A 22616-nucleotide genomic window follows, 5' to 3' on the forward strand; every position below is an offset into this window, starting at 1 on the left:
CACCTTCATTGATCACAGGTATAAATGAATGAACTCAATATCGATAGACATAAACAACGAGCGAATAAGTTTTTTAATTTTACTCGATTGCTTATCAATAAATTGCCATTCATATTGCCGGCCATCAAAGTCATTATTATTTAAATGATCACTTAATAATTTAATGCTATCGGCAGGGATGAGTTTAAAGGCTTTTTTGCGAACATCACCAAAACTCAAATCATCATCCATATCAGTATCGATAAAATACTTTAATAAGCTACCAGCGGATTTTAATTTGGTTCTAACAACATTCACATCTTCAACAATGCACTGCTTTGCATAGCCCTTAGCTGACTCGGTTAATTTTCTCACCAAGTAAATAAAGGCAGAAACTAAATTGTCATTGGTTTCGCGGTACCTAAAAAATAAATAACAAACAAGATATAAAATGGTTTGGCTATCAGTGTGTCTTCTGAGCTTATAAACAGACTTGTGTTTAACTAGCGAAGCGTAGTACTCAAGGTTCTTAGGAGATAATTCTAGTTCAGCAATAAGCACTTTAATTTCAGGGTAAAGAGAGCGTATGATTTTATGTGTCTTCAGCTCTTGTGTTATTTGACTGGCCGAAAAGTCTTTAGACATCTTCTTCAACTTAGCTAGATCAGTGAAGGTATTATTTGATCCAAGTAATTTAAGTAATGTTGCCCGTGTATCTAACGATAAACAGTCATGGAGGACTTTTTCAATACGATTACGCTCATTTGTTAATACTACTGATATTGTGTCTTGTAGAGTTGTGTAACCAGCTAATGCGATCCTGTTTTGTCCAAAATAGGCTATGCATTCATCAAACACATACCTCGGCTCCAGATTAATTTTCACAACATCATTTAGTCTTTCAATTAGTGGTGCTTTGTTTAGTTTGCTTTGGTAAATTGAAAAACCGACATGTTTAATTAATTTTTTAACCAACTTTGTTTTTGTTGTTCGCGATAAGTCGGCCAATACCATATCTTTGCCATTGAAATGTTTACTCCGGACATAATCAAGATCAGCCACAACATCGTTAAACGAAAAGTTAAAGATAATAGGACGTGATCTGAAGTAACCTAATAGCAGAATAAAATATACTCGGGTTTCTAATCGCCTTAGCTCATTAACGAGTTTTTGGGTTTCACTATCCAATGAAAAATAGTCTTCCCTGTCAGTTCGACTAAAGTTTGGTAAAGCATAAAGCTCATTAATTTCAGACGATGTGAGTATTTGAATACGTTTAGTGGTTGGACTAGTGATGATGTTTGACCTTTATAGTTATTTTTCATCATCATAACTTATGAATGGTCAAAAAATAACCTTGAGGTTCATTTCGAGGGAATGGGCGCAAAACCCCTATTTAGCATTACATGTCACGATTGGAAATAAGAAAACATAAAAAAACCAGCCTAATTTAGACTGGTCAATATTACAAATATTATGTAATCAATGGGAAAACATTCAACTCTCAAGGATAGGCGTTAACTACACAAAGGAATTAATCAGCGCCTGTTAAAGTAGACTAAGTTTTTTAGATTAAGTTCAAAATTATTAGAATAATATTTAAAAAATCAGTTATTATAAATAGTCAAATCAATGAAACCTTACAATTAGGCAATCACGTTTTAATAACTGAGTTTATCTGCTGCAATAAACAATCGTTAGGGATTAAATATTATCGGAGCCCTTCACCTAAATTTTATTAAAATCCTACGTATGATTATCAGCTAATAAATTTAACATTTGATCTTCCGTTTGGGTATTAAATTTACCACCTTTAGCATCAAAGAAACTATCAGCTAGCGCTGCTTTGTCTTGCTGCATTTGAAATACTCTTTCTTCAATTGAGTTTTGACAAATTAATTTATATACAAAAACAGGTTTTAACTGCCCAATTCTATGGGCTCTATCTGTTGCCTGTCGTTCCACAGCAGGATTCCACCATGGGTCATAATGAATGACAGTATCAGCTTTTGTTAAATTAAGTCCTGTGCCACCTGCTTTAAGACTGATTAAGAAAATTGAGTTATCTCCATTTTGAAAACTATTTACAGCTTCATCTCTATCCTTAGTTTTACCAGTCAAAATACTATATTGAATATCTAACTCAGTGAGTTCACGCTCTATAATTGAAAGCATACTTGTAAATTGACTAAAGATGATAATTTTTCTGCCTTTAGCTAACATTAAAGGTATGTTTTCACATAACCAAGATAATTTTGCACTATCTGCTTTATTATTACTAGATATTATCTCTTCGGTTTTAAGATCCTCCACTCCATTGACTAATCTAGGATCACAACATGTTTGACGTAATCTAAGAAGGGCTTCAAGAAATGCAAATCGGCTTTTATCTGCGCCTTGTTCTTTAAAAAGTTCCTTAATTTTTTGCTCCATATTGGCACGAATACCTTGATATACCATTTGTTGTTTAGGTGCTAATTCAATCATACGCACAAGTTCAGTTTTAGCAGGTAACTCTGTAAGTACTTGCTCTTTAGTACGACGTAAAACAAATGGTAAAACTAAGTTCTTTAATTGTTCAGCCCTGTGTTCATTGTGCTCTTTTTCAATAGGAACTTGGTAATAAGACTTAAACTGAACCATAGAACCAATAAGACCAGGCATCGCAAAATCTAATAAAGATTTAAGTTCTTTAAGGTTATTTTCAACAGGAGTACCGGTTAAACATAAGTTAAAATCACTATTAAGTGCTTTTACAGCCCTAGAAATCTTAGCTTGATTATTTTTTATGGTTTGTGCTTCATCTAATATTACATGACTGAAATGTAATTCATCATAAACAGCATTATCGCGGGTAATTAAAGGGTAGGTAGTGATAACACAGTCAGCGCTACTAATCTGACTAAATATACTTTTACGATTTGAACCATGACTGACCAGTACATTTAAATCAGGCGCAAAGCGATTTATTTCTTTAACCCAGTTTGAGACTAAACTTGTAGGACAAATAATAAGGGCGGGAGATTTAAGCCCAGACAGTTCTTTTTGAAATAATAAAAATGCAATTGTTTGCAGTGTTTTACCTAAGCCCATATCATCGGCTAATATACCGCCTAACTGATGTTTTTTAAGAAACAGAAGCCAATTGACAGCTTGTTTTTGATAGTCCCTTAGAGTTGCATTAAGTCCTTTTGGCACAATGAGAGTATCATGTAAATCAGGATTTGATACTTGAGTAATGAGTTCTAATAAAGCCTTGTCTGCACAATCAATCTGATTTTCATCAAAATCAGAGAAGGATGAAGCATATGATAATGGTAAAATTAACCTCTTCGGGACAGTTTTATTTGCATAAAATTGAGAAAGTAAATCAAAAATACAACTTAAATCGGGTTTATCCACTGCCAACCATGTATCTTGATACTTGTAATAATTGAATAAATGGGACTTGTTATTGCACAGTGCAGCAAGTGATAACAAATCACTTAGGTAAACGGTTTTGTCAGCAATTTCAAAGTAAGGCGCTACAGATAGTTTATTAACACGACTTCGTGTCATCGATAAAATAAGTGGCGTTAATATAATATCAGGGTCTTTATACGCTTTAGTATTTATAACCCAAGATTCATCAGACAGTTGCTTACATACTTCATTAACAAACCAATGATGCTGTGGAGTTGATTCATCTGATGTATTAAAAGTGAGATAACACGCTTTGGGAATAGGACCTTTACTTAAAATTAATCCACAGTTTTGTAAACGATTTAAACAAGTATCTTCAAAAGCAGTTTTAATTTGAGCATCTTGCTGTTCATCTAGATTTAATTCATGTATTTTTTTGCCATATGCGAACTGTAGATGAAACAAACAACGGTCATCCTGTTTAACTAGCGTTAAACGAGGCACAACATCTTCATTGGTTAAAACTTGTAATTCTGACTTTTGAATTAACGCTGAACCAAAAATTCGATTGAACTGTTGATTTACGTGCTCAAACATTTCTTCAGCAACAGGGGGGATAGTAAATAAATGAGAAACTTCCGCAGCAGTTAATGGTGTTTCAAGTTCGCCTACTTCAAAGTTATTTACGTCAATATAATAAGGTGGCGTTGTATTAAAGACTTGCCAAGAATCGCACTGAGGTAATGTTAAATTAAGTTCATGAATTGAATCTTTTTCACTCCAAGAAACATCCAACGGCCTTTGTGCTGATAAGCGAATAGCTTGCCTTGAATTTTGCCAAAAACAACGTCCTGTAGCCACCATTTGAACTAAAGCCATTACTCCCCATCGACTCTCAAGCACTAATTGACCAAATGAATTTTGAGAACGGATCCAACTTAATAATCTAAAATCACTTTCATTTATATGTTCAGGTGTTACTAGACTATTCAATTGTTGTTTAGTAAGAGGTCTTCCTTGTGAGTAACGTCCATTAGATATGGGAGAAGATTGTTTAGGAACAAGAGCAAGCCTATTGTCATGCTTTTCCAAGACAAATAATATGACATCTTTTTTTGCTATTTGGCGCTGTTTTTTTAATTTTTCAAGCTGGTTAAACCAATCATGTAGTAAGTAATGCTTACCAAACAATCCAGAATGCTGCGTTTTTAATTTAAGCAGCGCAGCACCAATATGATGACATTTTTTACCAATTTTACAGGAACATAAAGCTGAGATAGATAAGTCGGTTTGTGATTTTTTAATCTGAATATGTTGATGAAATATATCACCTGATTCACTATAAACTTCAGCACTAACCTGAGTGAATTTTTCATCACTTTCAACCCAGTTAACAAGATCTTTAGTTAAGCATTGTTTCGACTTTTCAAATACAGTAGGTTTAAAATATCTTTTTAAAAAGCCCTCAGTTATAGGAAAAGCAACTTCCTGCTCCTTTTTAATTTCATCGAATAAAGCAATAAGATCTGTTTTAGTTAAGCCTTTGGACATCAGTAACCAGTAAAAAATCAAAGATTGTTCCAGTATAGAGCTTATGAGATCTAAGCTAAAGGATTAAATTTGTCTAAAACAAAAAAAATTATCAGATCAATATTTTACTAAGGGTAATTAAATTTATATATTACCGTAAAGGGGGTTTACACTTCAAATGTAATAACAACATAACTACAACTAACAAACAAGTTACACACAAGTTATAAACGTAATCGAAAAAATACAGAACAAATTTTTACTAAGACAGACTGTAAAGGGCTTTAAAGCGAAATATATTGTAAAGTTAACCTATATAAAGGGGTCATAAGTTAGTAAAAAAATGATCTCAAGTGTCAATTATAAAAAAGAGATCAAATTTATACCAACAAGTTAAGGTGTATAGATCAATATTTTACTAATTAAAATGCGTCAATAATTTAGATAATTGTTCAAACCTTTTATCAGTCATCACGTTGTTATCTATTTTAATAACTAAATCTCCTGTTTTAGCATTACGGTGCGCATTGATGTACTTATTTTTAAAGTCAAGGAATTCACGTTTTGTTTGAGATTCTATTTGTGTTTCAGTCAGTTTCTTTGTAATTGATGCTGATGTTTTATCGTCAGTATCTAAAATATGATCTGCTAGATTATTTTCAAGATCATTAACACGGGATAAAAAACTATCTTGATCTATATCTATTGCAAACATCAGTTTTTTAGCTACTTCACGGCCAACGTGATTAGCTGTAGGGTATAAAGCGAGGACTTTACTTGGTATTTTAGTAAAAGCCTTTAATGAGTCTGCTATAGCAGTATGAGATACACCTTCAACTAAAGCTATTTCTCTATATGAGCCTTTTTTACCTTGGCTTATTAAATCTAAACGAGTTTCATTATATGCTTTACCTAATTCCCATAAGCTAGGTGCAATATATTGATCTGAGGAGACAGCAAGGATTTTGGCATCTTTATCGGTAAAATCAGCAGAAGTTAGTATAATATAATCAGCGTTACTTAATAAACATGCTTTTCGACGTCTAGAGCCTGAAAGAACATATTCTATCCCGTCTTTTTGCCAACTCAAAGCAGGGTGTTGATTTCTGCCGTCAGCACTAATGGCTGGCAATATGTCGGCAACAGAGGCTTTTGATAATAGTGATTGCTCCCTTCTGTTTTTTCCGTAAACTTGTGTGCATGATTCAATTTCATCTGATGCTATGATCTTACAACTCAGTCTAATTGTACGATTTGGATCAGAAGGAGCAGGCATAGTAATTTCATCACCAACAGCTGCATTTTCTAAAAGTTGATCTAAACTACTTGCTTCAACTGCTAAAGCAAAAGGGTCTATTCGAGTGTCATTTTTGCGTTTTTTAGCCATTATTTAAACCTTTTTAAGCACTTTCTAACTGGCATTGAGTTGATGCCCAATTTGATCTGATTAACATCTCTAATTCATCTACAACATCTTTTATATTTTCTTGAGATTTTATTAAAGATTCTCTACTTGCAAGACTATCAGATGTTTTTTGATCAAAAATAGTATTAAAAGAAGATGAACTAGCTGTAATTGCAGAGCTGTGATTGATAGGGTAGCTCATTACTTGTCTACCAAAAGCACTTCTAATATCTTTTACGATATCGCGTTGAGAATGATTGCCTTTAACGTAATTTGTAACAACAAACTGCATAAAATCCCATCCTTCATGCCCTAAAGCAGCAACAGTATGGTAAATTTCAGCTAAACGTTTTAGAAACTTATTATTTGCATCAAAATCTACAGCTTCAGGATGAACTGGAATTAACATCGCTGTAGATGCCATTAAAGCATTATAAAACATAAAGTTAAGTGATGGTGCAGTATCTACTAAAATGATATCAAATTCATCTGCAACAGGCTTTATTACTTTTTCTAATAATTTATGATAATGACGGTTTTCAGCATATTTATGATTTTCATTTAGTTGTGTTGCAGTTTCATGTTCAAAATAAAAGTCATCCATACCTGATGGTAATACACGAATATTAGGAATATGAGTTGGTAAAAAAGCACCAGATACAACATCTATTAGAGTTTCATTTTTTTCAAATTCAACGCAATCACGCATCAAATCACCTACAGTAATAGGATCTGGTTCTGATGGAGGGAAGAAGCTTGAAGAAGAACCTTGAGGATCTAAGTCAATGATACCTATTCGATATCGTTTAATATTAGTTGTTGCTAAAGCAGCTGCAATATTTACTAAACTTGTTGTTTTACCACAACCTCCTTTTAAAGAATTTACAATAATAACTTGTAGCTTGTCACTTGATTTTCGATTCTGTGCCTTTATCCCAAGAACTTCAGCCATATCATGAATATTAGCTAATGTATAAGCATAATGCCCATTTGCACCACGACGGATATCAAGATTGTTAAAATCACCTTGATCATGACGACGTTTTAAAGTGCGATTATTACATCCTAATAAATCAGCCGCTGCTTTTTGAGTATATGTTCTGAGTTCTTTTTCTTCAGTTTTTAAATGGGCACGGTAGTGTTGTATTCGTCCTTCTAATGAGTCTTCTGCAACTGTGGCTGTTGCTTTTAGCAATTTATATGTATCAAGCGCACTTTTACTTATTGTCATTATAATATCCTTAAAGGTGAATAAGCATTATAATGTCGCTTACTATTGAAGTAAATACTTTTATAGATAGACATCGATTAAAAATAAAAACATTTAATTATTGTATATAAATTAAAGTATAATAAATAAGATTAAAATTGGTTAATAATTAAGGTATAAAAGACTAGGGCTCGATTTATATAAGGTAAGATATTGTAATAATTGATTTTTTTAAAAAAAGTCAGATCATTATTTAACTTGGTAAAGATCAGTCCTTTAACTACTTACAGATCAATAAAATACTAAGTGAAATTTAAAATTTCGATTTATACACAGCTTTATCAGGTTTTTATTCACAGAGTATGCGATGAGATCAATATTTTACTATGTATTTTTAACTATTTATCCACGGAATCAAAAAAATTAGTAATAAAATGTAAGTAAAGATCTGATCTTTACTTAATAAAGATCAGATCTTTACTAATTAGAACTTAAGTTATTAACAACAATAGATGTTCGTTGTGCTGAGATCACAATTTTACTAAGTTAATGTGTATTTTAGATAGTACCAATTAAAATTTGTATAAAAAACAACCAAAACAAGAATGGTATAAAATTTTAAGTTAGTAAAAAAATGATTTATAACTTTTTCTTAGTAAAATTGTGATCTATAAATTATTTAAACTTGGCTAAGTTAGTAAAAAACTGATCTCAAGAAAAAATATTATATGGATCAATTTTATACTAACTTAAAAGATTAACATTAGTGTAAATATATGTTGTTATTAGCTGTCTAATAAAAAGAATGGTAAAAAAAATGAAACCAAAGGTAAACATCTCCGTTGAAAATCTTCCAGATTCTCTAAGAGGTCAGATTCAAGGAGTAGAAAGTGCAAGAGATAATGAAAGTCTCGCTTTGTTTACTGACAATAAAGATGTTCGGGTTTCAGTTGATAATACCATGTATCAAGATTTACGTTCCTACTCGAATACTTTTAACCACTATGATTTATGGGGTAGATTTGTCAGATCTGGACATAAGAAAGTCCTCCTTGAAGATGCCCCTAAAAGAACGATTATTACGCGTAAAATATCTGAAAAAGTTGATGGTATTCAATATACAGGCGAAATAAAAATAACGCCAGCTGTCGTAAGTACTAGACGAAATGGTGAAGATGTTGAGTATTTAGTTTGGCCGTCCGATAGAGAAGAAAAAGTAGAAAGGGCATTAATACGATTAGCTTCTAAAGGAAAAATAGTTAAAATAAATTTTAAATCTGGAATACAATATGCGGTTGTATTTTCTATGAATGAATTAGCTCAAGAGTTAAAGTCTGTTGGTCAATCAATGCCGTTTCCTCAAATTAAAGAAGCGCTTGAAGCACTTCAAGGATCAAAATTATCATTTAAATACTCAGCAAATGATACAAAAAATACGGACATTGATGATTCTTTTTACGAATCTAACATGAATTTTTTATCCTCATTACATTTTAGTGGTAAAAAAGGACAGGGTGGAAACATCAAATGTGTTGCCTGTTTGAATGCTTTTGTACATAACATGATTGATAACTTAGAATATAAAGGTTATTACTTTAATCGTGCACAAGAACAAAAAAGAGGATTATCACGTTGGATGATGCTTCGATTATATCATTTATGGCGATATGCTGCTCCAGGTAAAACACATCATTTTAGATTACTATCTATTATGGAAAAATATGGTTCTATATATTCCACTGATAATCTTAGTGAAAATAAATTAAAAGCACTACGTCGTGATATGACGACTACAATGAAAGATTTAATAACAAACGGTGCTATTTCTGATTATAGTATTTCAAATGTTAAAGATGATAAAACGGGTAAAATAATTGATTACACTTATGAACTTCACCCTACAAATGAATTTTGTGAAGAAATATTAACCTTGAACAAACAAAATAAACGGATTGAAATTCAAGGTGGTAAAAGAATATTAGAACCAACACTTACTATCGATGAAGATAATATAGATCAATTTGTAGTATAAAAATAAGCTTTAGTAAAAAAGCCAAACATTTATGTTTGGCTTTTTTATTTTTTTTCTAAATAGAGCCTATCTATTAAATAATGATTTTCTTTTTTTCTTGGATGCTTATTTGGCTTTGCATAATTTTTTAAAACACCATATTTAACATCATCATTTGGGTTGATTAGTATAAAAGGCAATGCAGCACTAACATGATATCTATTTTTTGCATCATATCTAATATTTACCTGTGGACTGACTCTAGTTGGCCTTCTTATTCTTAATTTATCGTTATCTTTTAAACTTAAAACATTTAACTTTTCTTTATGTATTAGTTCTTGCCAGCTTTGAGAATCTATTTTGTTCGAACAACCAAATATTTGAGAGTTATCAAGCATTTTTAAAGCATCGAATTTTGATAACAATTTGATAGAGTGTTTATTCATCCATGAAAATCTAATGGAATAAGGTGATAGGTTTTCAAAATGAATATTTCTATACGCACACAGCGTGATTAAATTAGGAATGGCATTATGAACTATTTCAAATCTGCTATCATTATTTCCTAAACTTATAATCGTATTTTTAAATTTATTTTTTGCATCATTAATTTGTTTTATTCTAGTTATTAGTAAATCTGGGGTCGACGATTTTATTGCTATTATCCCGGGATGTCTTTTTATTACACGGCCGCTTAATTCACTTTTCTTGAAATAATCTTTAAATGAATCACAGCATTTTGAAAAAGCATCATTAAATGAAGTTTCTGTTACTAGGATTTGATCCGTTGACTTAGTTTCATCTGAAGATGATATATCAGGTAAATGATAGTAACTAGAATATATAAGCTCTTCTGATTTTAATTCCAGTATAAGTTGATCAATTATAACATTAATATTGTCAAATTGGCTTCTTATATCAAATTTTGCATTCATAGAAAGTTTCTTATTTTTAAATTATTACCTTTTAGTATTTTTTTCGTTAATTTATCTACTGACACGATGCGATAGTTAAATAAAAGGTATGATGTGTTCTTTATTTTATACTAATATTCACCAAATAACAGCAGGTTTAGTCTAATAGTTTATGGGCAAGTAATTAATGGTAGACTCAAAGGGTCAAAAAGGTCGACCTGACGCATTACCTAAATTGAATATAGGAATGTATAATTTTATATTTAGAACTTAAAAGGAGCGTATATTGATATATACAAATACTATAATATACATTAAATATTTAATTTTCCGTGATAAACACAATCAAAAAAATAACCAATGTATACAACTACATTTTATTTATGAGTCTATATAAACATGTTAGTTAATAATCGTAATATATATATAGCTTTATTTTGGCTTATATTAGTAACAACATTCGCTACTTATTATGGGGGGGTATCTTCTTCTAGCATAAATCCCTTTGCTCTAACTGAAATACAGTCAGTTATTATTTATGAGTTAAGACTACCTAAAATTTTTACAGCTATTTTAGTAGGCGCGTGCTTAACATTAAGTGGGCATTTGTTCCAAATACTTTTATCTAACCCATTAGCTGAACCTGGTCTTTTAGGTGTTTCAAGTTTTTCTTCTTTATTTATTATTCTCGGTGCTGCGTTATTTTCTTTTTTAAATATAAGGTATGATGTGTTCTTTTTGATATTGAGTGCCTCACTGGGGGCTTTTCTGGCAGTTACTATAATATTTCAATTAGCAAAGATTTTAGGACAATACTCAAGCTCGGCATTAATTTTAAGTGGGATCTCTCTAACGACTTTTATTTCAGCATTAACTAGTTGGCTTATATTTTATTCAGAAAATGATCAGTTAAGAACATTCAATTTATGGCTCTTAGGAAGTTTTGAGCATGTAACTTATGCACAGTTATTATTTATAAGTTTAGTAGCTTTAATTTGTATCGTTATTGCTATGTATAAAAGCAACGACTTAAACTTACTTTATTTAGGAGATCAAAATGCAAACTTATATGGCGTAAAAGTTAATAGATTAAGAAAGTACATGCTTATCATCGCCAGTGCTTTAGCTGCTTGCGCAGTTGCTTTAGGTGGCGTAATTGCATTTATTGGATTATTAGTACCACATGCAACAAGAATGAAATTTGGGCATGACAATAGGTTTATTTTACCAATATTAATTATTAATGGTGCAACGTGTATGATAATTATCGAATGGATTTCTAGAACTAGCATGTATTTACAGTTACCCCTAGGTCTCGTCACTGCAACCATAGGTGGTCCATTTTTCTTACTAATTCTTTTCAAACACTTTAAAAACCAGGGTTTGTAATGATTAAAATATCAAATGTTAGTTATAAAATTAGTAATGAATTTGAGTTAAAAGAATTAAATTTAACAATTAACCCCGGAGTGCATCATTTATTAGGCCCCAATGGTGCCGGTAAAACAAGTCTACTTAATTTAATAAGTGGTTTATGTGCTGTAGATAAAGGCAGTATATTAATTAAAGATTTAGAAGTTGACCCTTTAAACTTGAGAGCTTTGAGTAAAGTAAGAGCATACTTACTACAAAAACAAACTGCACATTTTGCACTTACAGTAAAAGCAATGCTCACAATCACCTTATCTTTAACCGATAAAGAGATCGATAAGTTATGTGAAAATAACATTATTATAAAAGGGTTAGATCTCAAACCCTTATTAAATAGAGTGATAACAGGCTTATCTGGGGGTGAAACACAAAGGGCACATTTAGCGAGAGTATTATTACATTGCGCTCAAGAAATAAACCCAGCCTCTTGTTTACTGTTAGATGAGCCTTTCACAGGTTTAGATGTTGCACATAAGCTATGGCTAAATCAATATTTATCCCTGTTAGGGGAATGCATCACCATTATAATAAGTCACCATGAGTTAAACTTGGCTTTAAATTTAGCCCAACCTTGTATAATTATAAATAAGGGGCGAATACACAGCATTTTAAGTGATAGTCGCGATATTGAAAGAACAACTTTACTTGACGTTTTTAACCTACCTGTAGCTGCATTAATTGAAACAAATGAAGGTATCCTGCAAATAATCGGTATTTAATCAAATTTCATCTTGAAATTTACCACAAGATAGGTAAATTCAGTGTATACATAAATATATGTATTAAATTTTAATATTGTTATACGGAATGAGGAAATAACAGTGAAATCTTGGAGTCCTAACAGTTGGAGAGAATCCCCAATTGTGCAACAACCGCAATACCCAGACCTTGCAGAATTAGCAAGTGTAGAAAGCCAAATAAATAGTGCACCACCTTTAGTTTTTGCAGAAGAAACGAGAAGTCTATATAAACAATTAGCTGAAGTATGTGAAGGTAAAGCCTTTTTATTACAAGGTGGAGATTGTGCAGAATCTTTTTCTGAATTTAATGCTGCAGGGATCCGTGATACCTTTAAAACATTATTGCAAATGGCTGTTGTTTTAACTTATGGAGGTAAATGCCCTGTAGTCAAAATCGCACGTATGGCTGGTCAATATGCAAAACCTCGTTCTGCTGATTTAGAGACAGTAAATGGCATAAATTTACCTTCTTATCGTGGTGATATTGTAAATGGTATTGATTTCACCGCAGAAGCTAGAATACCAGATCCTAAGCGTCTTTTAACTGCATACCATCAAAGTGCAGCGACATTAAATTTGTTACGTGCATTTGCTCAGGGAGGGTTAGCTGATTTACATCAAGTAAATCGCTGGAATATGAGTTTTGTAGCAGCGAACCCACTTAAAGAAAAATATCAAATTCTAGCTGCTAAGATTCAAGAAGCTCTTGAATTTATGGAAGTTTGTGGCATAAATGCGAGTAATGCACCAAGCATAAAAGAAACAAGCCTTTATACTTCTCACGAAGCATTATTATTAGGTTACGAAGAAGCTTTAACGCGTAGAGATCACTTAACTGGTGATTGGTACGATTGCTCTGCTCACTTTGTTTGGATCGGTGAAAGAACAAGACAGTTAGATCACGCACACATAGAGTTCTTCCGTGGCATCAAAAATCCAATTGGTGTAAAAGTTGGTCCTGGAATGGATCCAGAAGATTTGATCCGCTTAATTGATGCTGTTAATCCTGATAATATTCCAGGTCGCTTAACATTAATTACAAGAATGGGCGCAGATGTACTTGCTGATAAGTTACCCGCATTAGTTCGTAAAGTTGAACAAGAAGGCCGTAAAGTTGTATGGACTTCTGATCCTATGCACGGCAATACTGAAAAAGCAAGTAATGGATATAAAACGCGTAGTTTCAATAATATTTTACGTGAAATAAGCCAATTCTTTGCAGTACATAATGCAGAAGGTTCATACCCAGGTGGTATACACTTAGAAATGACTGGTCAACACGTAACAGAATGCACAGGTGGTGCTTATGGCCTATCTGAACACGATTTGGCTCAGAGATATAAAACACAATGTGATCCTCGCCTAAATGCTGATCAAGTTTTAGAGTTAGGTTTCTTAGTTGCTGATTTACTAAAAGACGCAAGAAGTAATCGCTAACTAATTATAAAATATAATGCGGTAATCATCTCCCCATATATTCAACCCTGTATTAATTCGGTGTAACTGCCAGTTTTACAATATTATTACAGGGTTTTACAAATCAAATATATTACTATTCAAGACCTTTACCAATTTATTATTGGTATTGTATGTAGACAGTATTTTGCATTTATCACTTGATAAATAAATTCATCAGTTAGTTTATACGTTATTGAAAACTTCTTGACTATACAAGTTTTCCTGATTTTTAAAGTGAAATGCATAAAAATCAATACTTAAAAGACTAAACTATGTTGTAAAAATCACCTTAGAACCAAGATATATTTGCGATGAAAGCATTGCATTTTTTGGCCAAAATAGAATTGCTTTTGCTCGTTACGCAAGGTTTCAGCATATTATCTCATCTGTATTATCATATGAGCACTCAAACTCGTATTAAGTTTTGCTAAGTCAGAGTTTAGATAACAAATACTTTGATAGCCGTCAATATGAATTGTAATTTATCGATATACAATAGAGTAAAATTAAAAAGCTTATCCGCTCACTCTTCTTGTCTATTGATATCGAGCTCATTCATTTAAAATGATGAATTACGTGATGAGTATGAAGGCCATTTTTATTTTGACTTATTATATAACAATTATTCAGAAATACAGCCTAATACCATATCAACCGATGCTCACGGTACCCACAGTGTGAATGCTATTTTTGATTTAGTATTTATTGAATGAAGATAATGGCAACCATATACCCAAGTCACTTCAAGATGTGAGGTTCAGGACTGCTGAGCAATTCATGATCTAGGCGCATCTTTGCATTAATGGTTACTCCCTTAAAAAAATATGGACCGGCAATATGCTCCTGCATTGCTCTAGTACCTACATCCATGCAGGCAACAACGAGCATGATTTGCTCAGAAGTCCCTGTAAGGTTGATTTATAAATACTTTATGCAGCGTTATTGATTTTGAAAAGGGAATAACCATGTTCTTCAATCAATGCCTTGCCTAAAGCATTTCTAATTCCAACTGAATCCTGCATCTGAAGTGGTTTGGGTATATATATAATACGAGTATCAGTTGACATTACAAAAGATTTAATCAGGCATTGATACCAAGGAATAGTCGCCCCCTTGTCAAATCAATAACGCGGCATAAATTGTTATTAAATAACACCTTAGGTATTCCATAGACGCTTAATCTCTACGTTCCAACTTATTAAAAAGAAACAAACATTTCTACAAAGTTACGCCTTGATATTAAGTATCTATGAAACGCTGAATTATGCATCTTGAGGTAGCTTGGTTATAAAATTAAAGAAAAAACACTCAAGCTCTGAACAGAGGTGAAATTTACCATCAATTAGAGCGATCAATCACTTCAGTTAAAGGTAATAAGTTTGATGGTGGTAATGAATACTTAGTTTCAAAATGGAACAATTGTGTTCGGAACAGTAAAACAAGCTTCGACAATATGTTGTACATAAATTACGACATTGTTTTTAATAGATATTTTGCTATTTATTTAATTGATCTATATCATTAATTAAAAGCGATTTATAAATAGGTTTTGTAATAAATATGTTTAAATACATTTCAGTATTAATTATTTTTTTAACAAGTTTTTTTGGCAATACAACAAATTTAAAAGTAGGAGATCTTGCGCCTGATTTTAATTTACAGGCTACAACAGGTGACTATTACCGATTAAGTGATTATAAAAACAAAAAAGTCATTGTTTTAGCATGGTATCCAATGGCTAATACTCGAGGTTGTACAATAGAATGTCGTTCTTTAGTTCAAAAAGGTCATTTGATCCGAGAGTATAATGCCCGTTACTTTATGGCTTCTGTTGATCCTCTTGATGATAATCGTGATTTTGCAAAGAAAACCAAAGCAGATTTTCCAATGTTAAGTGATCCAACCAAAGAAACAGCAAAAGCATATGATGTTTTAAATTTATTTAAAGTAGCAAGTAGAATTACTTTCTATATTGGTTTAAACGGAAATATTATAAAAATAGACGAAGATATAAACCCTGAAACAGCTGCAGAAGATATTGCTAAAAATTTAAAATCCTTAAACATCACAAAAAGTACCATTGAATTAATTGACTAAAACTTAATAGCTTGATAAGTTTTAATATTAGACTATTTATTCTATTGAGATATTGATGAGTCCACATGATAAATTATACAAAGTACAAACAAACAACTGTAAAAACAATGCGCAATTAATAGATAGCTTTAACACTTTGAAATTAGACTTTGAAAAACAAGTTAATCCACATAAAGATATAAGAATTGAACAGCTTAAAGTATTAAAAACAAACCTTATAAAATTTAAGCCTGAACTTTTAAAAGCACTAGAAACAGATTATGGCCAACGAAGTAATTTTGACTCTGTACTCGCAGATATACTACCAACTGTTCAACATATTAAATATACCACCAAAAACTTAGCTAAATGGATGAAGCCTTCATACCGAAAAAGTGGGCTACTTTTAGCACCTTCTACAATAAAAGTACAATACCAACCTCTAGGTGTAGTTGGCATAATTGTTCCTTGGAATTTCCCCATATTTTTGAGCTTAGGTCCTATTGCAACTGCTCTGGCTGCTGGTAATAAAATAATGGTTAAGTTAAGTGAATTTACACCTCATACCAATCAAATAATCACACAGCTTCTCAAACCGCTGTCAGCCGATATAATTGTCATTGAAGGTGAAAGAGATGTCTCTCGCGAATTCTCATCCTTACCTTTTGACCATTTATTATTTACCGGATCAACAGAAATTGGCAAACAGGTAATGCGTGCAGCTTCAGATAATTTAACGCCGGTTACACTAGAGTTAGGTGGTAAGTCACCTGTCATTATTGATGATGAAATTGATATTAAAACAGCAGTTTCACGACTTCTAATTGGTAAATGTTTAAATGCAGGTCAAATCTGTGTTGCCCCTGATTATATTTTATTACCCAAAGAAAAAGTACAAGGATTTATTGATTGTTTTATTCAAGAATTTAATAAAGCCTATCCGGAGGGAATTAATGATGTAAATTTCAGCTCTATTATAAATAATAAACAGTTTTCAAGGTTAAATAGCTATTTAGAAGATGCTATTGATAAAGGCGCAACTGTATCAGCTGTCACTCAAACCTCAATTGACTCGAAAAAACATCGTCTCTTACCCCAATTAATAACAAATGTGACTGAAGATATGTTATTAATGAAAAATGAAATATTTGGTCCAATTTTACCGTTGATCGGCTATAAAAACTTCGAAGATGCAATTGATTACATAAATAAAAAAGATCGTCCTTTAGCTTTATATTTAATGAGTTTTAATAAAAAAACTCAGAAAAATGTACTTGAAAATACTCACAGCGGAGGAGTGTGCATTAATGATACTTTAATGCACGTATCTGCTGATGATGCTCCTTTTGGCGGCATAGGGCCATCAGGTATGGGGCAATATCATGGAAAAGAAGGTTTTTTGACTTTTTCTAAAGCTAAAACAGTATTAAAAAGTTATCGATTTAGCCCTAGAAGTTTATGCTTAAATCATTATAAAAAGATGATGCAAAGAGTACTTGAAAAAATATTTATAAATTAACCTGACTTAGATTAAATCCGTCTCCCACCATTATACTTGCCTTCTTTTATCTTGTAATACATAGAAGAAGCTTTATCTTTTGCTAATTTAATTTGACTAGGTGATAGTTTCTTTTCATCTAGCATTCTACTTTGGCTTGCTTGTTTATTACCATTATACTCTGCTATGGAATTCCATATATAAGACATTTCAATGCTTTTATTCACTCCAAGACCTTCAAAATACATCAATGCGAGATTAAATTGCGCTAAAGTATAATTCTGTGCCGCTGATTTAATATACCACTTCACGGCTGTATGATAATTTTTGCGAGTGCCTTCACCGTTAGTATACATAACACCTAAGTTATACTGGGCCACAGACATACCTTTTTCAGCTGCAAGTGTGAATAAATCTAAGGACTTAGTTAGGTTGGCTTTAACCCCATTGCCATCTTTATAAATCACAGCTAATGCGAAAGTCGCATCAGTAAAATCTCTTGCCGACGCATCTTGGTATAACTGAATCGCTTTTTGTTGATCTTTAGGAACGCCTAAACCACGTGAATATAATTCGGCTAAATGGTACATGCCAGGGGCATAATCATGTTCAACTAAGTATTGAAACTCACTAAGGGCGGTTTCAAAATCACCACTATTTGCAGCATTGATACCTTTTTGTAAATCAGCAAATACCGGAACGGATAAAAAAGCTACTGCTAATATCGTGTACTTCAATTGTCTGAATATCATATTGTTAGCCACATAAATTTAACTCGGTGTATTGATTCTAGCTTGCATAAATCATCAAATCCAGTTTTATTTATTTGTTAAAAATATAGTTTCCTGGATACTAATATTTACCTGATGTTTAATTGTCTACTGCACTTTTATTACTGAGATTAAACTTCTGTGGAAGCCATGCATTTGTACCAGTCATAGCAATATGATTTAAGTTATGTTTTAGTACTTTTATACCTATATTTCGAGAAGTTTCAGGCCTACTAATTAGATAGCCTTGAACACATTGAATACCCAGTTTACGTACCAATTCAAATTGTTCCATTTTTTCAACGCCTTCTGCAACTAATTTTAAATTAAGTTTTTTTCCTAATTCACTAATAGATTCTAAAATTTTATTATATTTAGTTTTTTCATTTGCCTGATCTATAAATAATTTATCAATTTTAATAATATCTACTGGTAAATCAGCTAATGTGCTTAATGAACTAAAACCCGTACCAAAGTCATCAATGGCAATTTGAACTCCTTCTTTTCGGAGCAATTCTAGTTGCTCAATGGTTTTATTTGTAGCTTCTATAAAGCAAGACTCTGTAATTTCTAAAAGCAAAGCATAGGGAGGTAGTCCCGTTTGTTCTAGTATATCCATCACCCAAGGGTGCAGATCCTTGTGTTTTAGTTGAACTCCTGAAATATTAACGGAGATTTTCACTTTTTTCATGCCAGCATTAAACCAAGCAGCCATTTCCCTACATGCCTCATGCATTATCCAATCACCTAACGGTAGGATAAAATTAGAATCTTCAGCAATAGGAATAAATTCACATGGCGTTATTTCACCTTCGACAGGATGGTTCCATCTAACTAATGCCTCAAAATAAAGGATACTACAATTCTGAACATTGACAATTGGCTGAAATGATAATTTAAAGTTTTGGTTTGCTAGTGCTAACCTCATTTCTTCAAGTAAATAATGGTGTCTACGCATTTTATTACCCATTTCAGGAGAGTAAATTCTAAATATACCTCGTCCATCTGTTTTAGCACGATACATAGCGACATCAGCCATTTGTAGTAAGGCATGCGCATTTACAGCGCTATCAGGATATACTGCAATACCAATACTAGCCCCAATTTTTATGATTTTATTTCCTAATACAAAGTCTCGTTCTATCTCTTGAATGACATGTTGTGCGACTTCGACTGTTTTAGAGAGATCATCAACATTTTCTATAAAGATGGAAAATTCATCTCCTCCCAAACGTGACAAGTTTTTTTCAAGTGATGTGGCTGAATCCAACGAGCTTAATGATTGGTTTCTAACTGTTGTTGATAACCTTTCAGCCACTTGTATTAAAATTTCATCACCAAAGCTATGCCCAAATGAATCATTAACCTGTTTAAATCCGTCCAAATCAATAAATAGAAGACATTTTTTCATATTTTGCTTTTCAGCTTTTTCTAGTTGTTCTCCTAAATGTTTTAAATAGGCATGTCTATCAGATAACCCTGTCAACTTATCTTGGAAAATGTTGATTGAAGATTCGTTTTGAAATTTATTTGCTTTATCAATAATAATATCTAATGAAGAATTTAATTTTGACAGCGTTGTATGATTTGACTCTTCAATTACCGGAATATTAAAGGTTTGATTAAGCGAATTTAATTTTTTATTTATTTGTAAGAATAAAATATTGTTTTTTCTTCTATTTTTTAAGCTTAAATAAAGTTGTAATAAAAACATACTAAAAATTAAAAGTAAAAGTGGAAAATTAGTTAACAAGATAACTTTATTGAACATGGTATGCATAGGGACAGCATGATAAAAATCATTGTTTTTTTTCACTACAAAATATGTTTTTTTATTTTGAATAAAAATACTGTTATTTAAAAAAAGGGCAGACAATATAGGGTTCGTTACTTGCTGTGTTTCTTCTATTGATATTTGTTCAACACTCGAAGGAAATAAATCTTGATGTACCGCGAACATACCTTGAGTGAAAGATAAAATGAAAATGATATATACCAATAGCAGACTGAAACAAAAGACAAGCATTGATTTTAAAAATCCATGGGTATGATCTTTCACCTTACAGTCCTTTTAATTGTTTTAACTTCGAACAATTCGACATAAGTTCCTATAAAAACATAAAGTTGCAGTATATTTATTTGAAAACATTTAAAATATAGGCAAAGTATAGTGTATGAAAAGAATGGAAACAATTTTATATTAAATTTAAAACAATACATATAAAACTTTTTATACCGAATCTAATTTCATGTACTTATTACAACACGATAAAACAATAGATGTAGAAATAACGCACTGGAGTTAAGTTTGCTTTTGAGATTCTAATTTATTAGAAAAATATTTATCATAAACTAGTAAGGCTAAAGCAGAAATAACACCAATGATAGAAAACATATACCAAAAGTAGCCTGGTTTATTTAATGTTTTTGCAAAATATTCATAACCAACACCTGACAAAAGGCCACCAGCGAGAAAACCAAAAGCTGATGCCAAATATAAGTAACCTTGGTACATCGCAGATTTTTCTTTTGGCATTACCATAGCAATATATTCCATACTTTTTGGAGAGACTAACATTTCACCGATTGAAAATAATAGTACAGCAGCTACAACAGCAGTACCAGAAATTAATAAGGATGGTGCCACTGCAAGTAACAAATAACTCAAAGATAACAATAAAGTCCCACCAATTAATACATGAAATATTTTGAATTTAGCAGAAAATTTGCTAAAGAAAAGTTGTAAAATAACGATAGAACCAAAATTAATAGACGCGATAATTTCAGGTTTTACTTGCTGATACTTACTAATCCACTCATTACTAATTATATTTGCTTTATTTATATCTAAATAACTTTGATCTAAGTTCAATAGCTGAGATATTTCATTTGCTGGGATCATCACACTATAATTTGTGAGTTTGAAATAAACTTGCTGAATAATTTCAGGTGTTACGTTTTCAGTATGAGCTAGATTTAATTGTTGTATAAGTGGAACCAATTTTTCAACATTCGCCCCTGATATAAAATTTGACATAATAGGGTCTATAGAGTTGAAAAAAGTAATCAAATCGCTTGTATTTATATAGTCCCTTATAAAAATATTCAAAGAGACAAAAATTTGAATATATACAGCCCAAAATCCCGCTAAAATAAGTAAGTACAGAATAAAGGGCACATTTCCTAATTTAATTTTACTACTATACCAATTATAATTTTGCTTTTTCGATATTTTATCCCAAATGAAATTTATAAATAACCATAAAAAACAAATAATCCCAACATCTTTCCATTCCAACAGCCCCGTTCCTGGGATCAATAGTAAGATCATTATCGGAACTACCAATAAAGCTAATCGACCATTACCTAAAACATCTTGTACTTCTATTAAGATCTTTTTTATGGATTTATTATTTTTTGGTGAATCTGATTCTTTAGCGGGGTCTTTGAATAAAAATATAGCTGGTATAAAGTTAATTGCAATTGCTGCTGCAGCCATAGTAAAGGCTAGATCCCAACTTATCTCTCTTAGATATGCAACAGTCAAAGGGCCTAAAAAACCACCAATATTGACCATAGTATAAAATAATCCAAAACCTAGACTTCTATTTTCATCGGTTGTTTCTCGGCTTACAGTACCAACAATCAATGGTTTAAAAATTGCGGCACCAACAGCAAGTACCATATAAATAAGGAAAAATGTGCCGTAAGAATCTACTTGTCCTAATAAATAATAAGATGGAGTCATCAAAGCAAACGAAATTAGCAACATCCTCCTATAACCATATCTATCACCCAAAGCACCTGTTATGACAGGTAATAGATAAATAAAACTCATTACAACTGCTGATAATGTGCCCCGTTGTTGATCTGAAACCCCCAAACCACCAAGATCAGTTGGCGCTGTCATATATAGAGATAAAACACCAAAAATACCATACCATGCAAGTCGCTCAAAAATTTCCATTGTGTTAGCGACGTAGTAGTTATTACTAAAACCAAATATAGAATTAGTTTTACCTTTTACCTCAATGATACTATTTACATCTTTTACGATAATCTGTTCATCTGACACATTACTCTCCTAATTTACTCAACATGTAATGCCATGAGCAAGCCTAGTTAAAATTTAAAATCTATAAATGCATACAATATACACTCCAAACATCTATGAAGCGACTGTTTATTTATA

The 22616-nt window shown here is 31.9% G+C and carries 15 protein-coding genes; 6 read left to right on the top strand and 9 right to left on the bottom strand.

Going from position 1 to position 22616, the window contains the following annotated elements:
• Positions 1-12 precede the first annotated feature (12 nt).
• From CJF42_RS13350 to CJF42_RS13365, 4 genes are all read right to left on the bottom strand, one after another.
• Positions 13-1278, bottom strand: a complete 1266-nt coding sequence (locus tag CJF42_RS13350) for a DUF4158 domain-containing protein (protein ID WP_141235556.1) — start codon at positions 1276-1278, stop codon at positions 13-15.
• 447 nt (positions 1279-1725) lie between these two features.
• Positions 1726-4932, bottom strand: coding sequence for a DEAD/DEAH box helicase (locus CJF42_RS13355; protein WP_095367161.1), 3207 nt, complete (start codon positions 4930-4932; stop codon positions 1726-1728).
• A gap of 397 nt (positions 4933-5329) precedes the next feature.
• Complete coding sequence (locus CJF42_RS13360; protein WP_095367162.1) at positions 5330-6298, bottom strand: transcriptional regulator; 969 nt, start codon at positions 6296-6298, stop codon at positions 5330-5332.
• Positions 6299-6311: 13 nt separating this feature from the next.
• A complete protein-coding gene (locus CJF42_RS13365) occupies positions 6312-7547 on the bottom strand; it encodes an AAA family ATPase (RefSeq protein ID WP_095367163.1) in 1236 nt (411 codons plus the stop codon).
• 796 nt (positions 7548-8343) lie between these two features.
• On the opposite strand from CJF42_RS13365, the gene CJF42_RS13370 reads away from it, so the two are divergent.
• The gene (locus CJF42_RS13370; protein ID WP_095367164.1) at positions 8344-9558 is read left to right on the top strand and encodes a replication protein A; all 1215 of its coding nucleotides are present in this window, start codon (positions 8344-8346) and stop codon (positions 9556-9558) included.
• A 44-nt stretch (positions 9559-9602) separates the two neighbouring features.
• On the opposite strand, the gene CJF42_RS13375 is transcribed toward CJF42_RS13370, so the two are convergent.
• Positions 9603-10472 carry a DNA replication terminus site-binding protein gene (locus tag CJF42_RS13375; RefSeq protein ID WP_095367165.1) on the bottom strand — a complete coding sequence of 290 codons (870 nt, stop codon included), beginning with the start codon at positions 10470-10472 and terminating at the stop codon, positions 9603-9605.
• 378 nt (positions 10473-10850) lie between these two features.
• Between CJF42_RS13375 and CJF42_RS13380 the strand changes: the two genes are divergently transcribed.
• The 3 genes from CJF42_RS13380 (at position 10851) to CJF42_RS13390 (ending at position 14059) form a co-directional block, all read left to right on the top strand.
• Positions 10851-11840: a FecCD family ABC transporter permease gene (locus CJF42_RS13380; RefSeq protein ID WP_095367166.1), complete on the top strand. Its 990-nt coding sequence runs from the start codon at positions 10851-10853 to the stop codon at positions 11838-11840.
• Positions 11840-12601 (top strand): ABC transporter ATP-binding protein, encoded by a 762-nt coding sequence (locus tag CJF42_RS13385; protein ID WP_095367167.1) that lies wholly within the window; start codon positions 11840-11842, stop codon positions 12599-12601. The genes CJF42_RS13380 and CJF42_RS13385 overlap by 1 nt, the downstream gene beginning before the upstream one ends.
• Before the next feature lie 102 nt (positions 12602-12703).
• The gene (locus CJF42_RS13390) at positions 12704-14059 is read left to right on the top strand and encodes a class II 3-deoxy-7-phosphoheptulonate synthase (RefSeq protein WP_170940606.1); all 1356 of its coding nucleotides are present in this window, start codon (positions 12704-12706) and stop codon (positions 14057-14059) included.
• Positions 14060-14818: 759 nt separating this feature from the next.
• On the opposite strand, the gene CJF42_RS27515 is transcribed toward CJF42_RS13390, so the two are convergent.
• The gene (locus CJF42_RS27515) at positions 14819-14968 is read right to left on the bottom strand and encodes a hypothetical protein (RefSeq protein ID WP_170940607.1); all 150 of its coding nucleotides are present in this window, start codon (positions 14966-14968) and stop codon (positions 14819-14821) included.
• A gap of 672 nt (positions 14969-15640) precedes the next feature.
• Between CJF42_RS27515 and CJF42_RS13395 the strand changes: the two genes are divergently transcribed.
• Both CJF42_RS13395 and CJF42_RS13400 read left to right on the top strand, forming a co-directional pair.
• Positions 15641-16177 (top strand): peroxiredoxin family protein, encoded by a 537-nt coding sequence (locus tag CJF42_RS13395; RefSeq protein WP_095367169.1) that lies wholly within the window; start codon positions 15641-15643, stop codon positions 16175-16177.
• A 55-nt stretch (positions 16178-16232) separates the two neighbouring features.
• Complete coding sequence (locus CJF42_RS13400) at positions 16233-17675, top strand: coniferyl aldehyde dehydrogenase (protein ID WP_095367170.1); 1443 nt, start codon at positions 16233-16235, stop codon at positions 17673-17675.
• Between the two features lie 11 nt (positions 17676-17686).
• Here CJF42_RS13400 and CJF42_RS13405 read toward each other — a convergent pair whose 3' ends face one another.
• From CJF42_RS13405 to CJF42_RS13415, 3 genes are all read right to left on the bottom strand, one after another.
• Positions 17687-18406: a tetratricopeptide repeat protein gene (locus tag CJF42_RS13405; RefSeq protein ID WP_095367171.1), complete on the bottom strand. Its 720-nt coding sequence runs from the start codon at positions 18404-18406 to the stop codon at positions 17687-17689.
• Between the two features lie 118 nt (positions 18407-18524).
• Complete coding sequence (locus CJF42_RS13410) at positions 18525-20450, bottom strand: putative bifunctional diguanylate cyclase/phosphodiesterase (protein WP_095367185.1); 1926 nt, start codon at positions 20448-20450, stop codon at positions 18525-18527.
• 276 nt (positions 20451-20726) lie between these two features.
• Positions 20727-22499, bottom strand: coding sequence for an MFS transporter (locus CJF42_RS13415; RefSeq protein ID WP_252097604.1), 1773 nt, complete (start codon positions 22497-22499; stop codon positions 20727-20729).
• Positions 22500-22616: the final 117 nt, after the last annotated feature.

This window comes from Pseudoalteromonas sp. NBT06-2, assembly GCF_002276045.1.
Classification (GTDB): Bacteria; Pseudomonadota; Gammaproteobacteria; order Enterobacterales; family Alteromonadaceae; genus Pseudoalteromonas.

What these genes read in the sequence shown, in the direction of transcription:
- CJF42_RS13355 (WP_095367161.1), bottom strand. Translation starts at nt 4,932, where the DNA reads ATGTCCAAAGGCTTAACTAAAACAGATCTTATTGCTTTATTCGATGAA.
- CJF42_RS13360 (WP_095367162.1), bottom strand. Translation starts at nt 6,298, where the DNA reads ATGGCTAAAAAACGCAAAAATGACACTCGAATAGACCCTTTTGCTTTA.
- CJF42_RS13365 (WP_095367163.1), bottom strand. Translation starts at nt 7,547, where the DNA reads ATGACAATAAGTAAAAGTGCGCTTGATACATATAAATTGCTAAAAGCA.
- CJF42_RS13370 (WP_095367164.1), top strand. Translation starts at nt 8,344, where the DNA reads ATGAAACCAAAGGTAAACATCTCCGTTGAAAATCTTCCAGATTCTCTA.
- CJF42_RS13375 (WP_095367165.1), bottom strand. Translation starts at nt 10,472, where the DNA reads ATGAATGCAAAATTTGATATAAGAAGCCAATTTGACAATATTAATGTT.
- CJF42_RS13380 (WP_095367166.1), top strand. Translation starts at nt 10,851, where the DNA reads ATGTTAGTTAATAATCGTAATATATATATAGCTTTATTTTGGCTTATA.
- CJF42_RS13385 (WP_095367167.1), top strand. Translation starts at nt 11,840, where the DNA reads ATGATTAAAATATCAAATGTTAGTTATAAAATTAGTAATGAATTTGAG.
- CJF42_RS27515 (WP_170940607.1), bottom strand. Translation starts at nt 14,968, where the DNA reads ATGCTCGTTGTTGCCTGCATGGATGTAGGTACTAGAGCAATGCAGGAG.
- CJF42_RS13395 (WP_095367169.1), top strand. Translation starts at nt 15,641, where the DNA reads ATGTTTAAATACATTTCAGTATTAATTATTTTTTTAACAAGTTTTTTT.
- CJF42_RS13400 (WP_095367170.1), top strand. Translation starts at nt 16,233, where the DNA reads ATGAGTCCACATGATAAATTATACAAAGTACAAACAAACAACTGTAAA.
- CJF42_RS13405 (WP_095367171.1), bottom strand. Translation starts at nt 18,406, where the DNA reads ATGATATTCAGACAATTGAAGTACACGATATTAGCAGTAGCTTTTTTA.
- CJF42_RS13410 (WP_095367185.1), bottom strand. Translation starts at nt 20,450, where the DNA reads ATGCTTGTCTTTTGTTTCAGTCTGCTATTGGTATATATCATTTTCATT.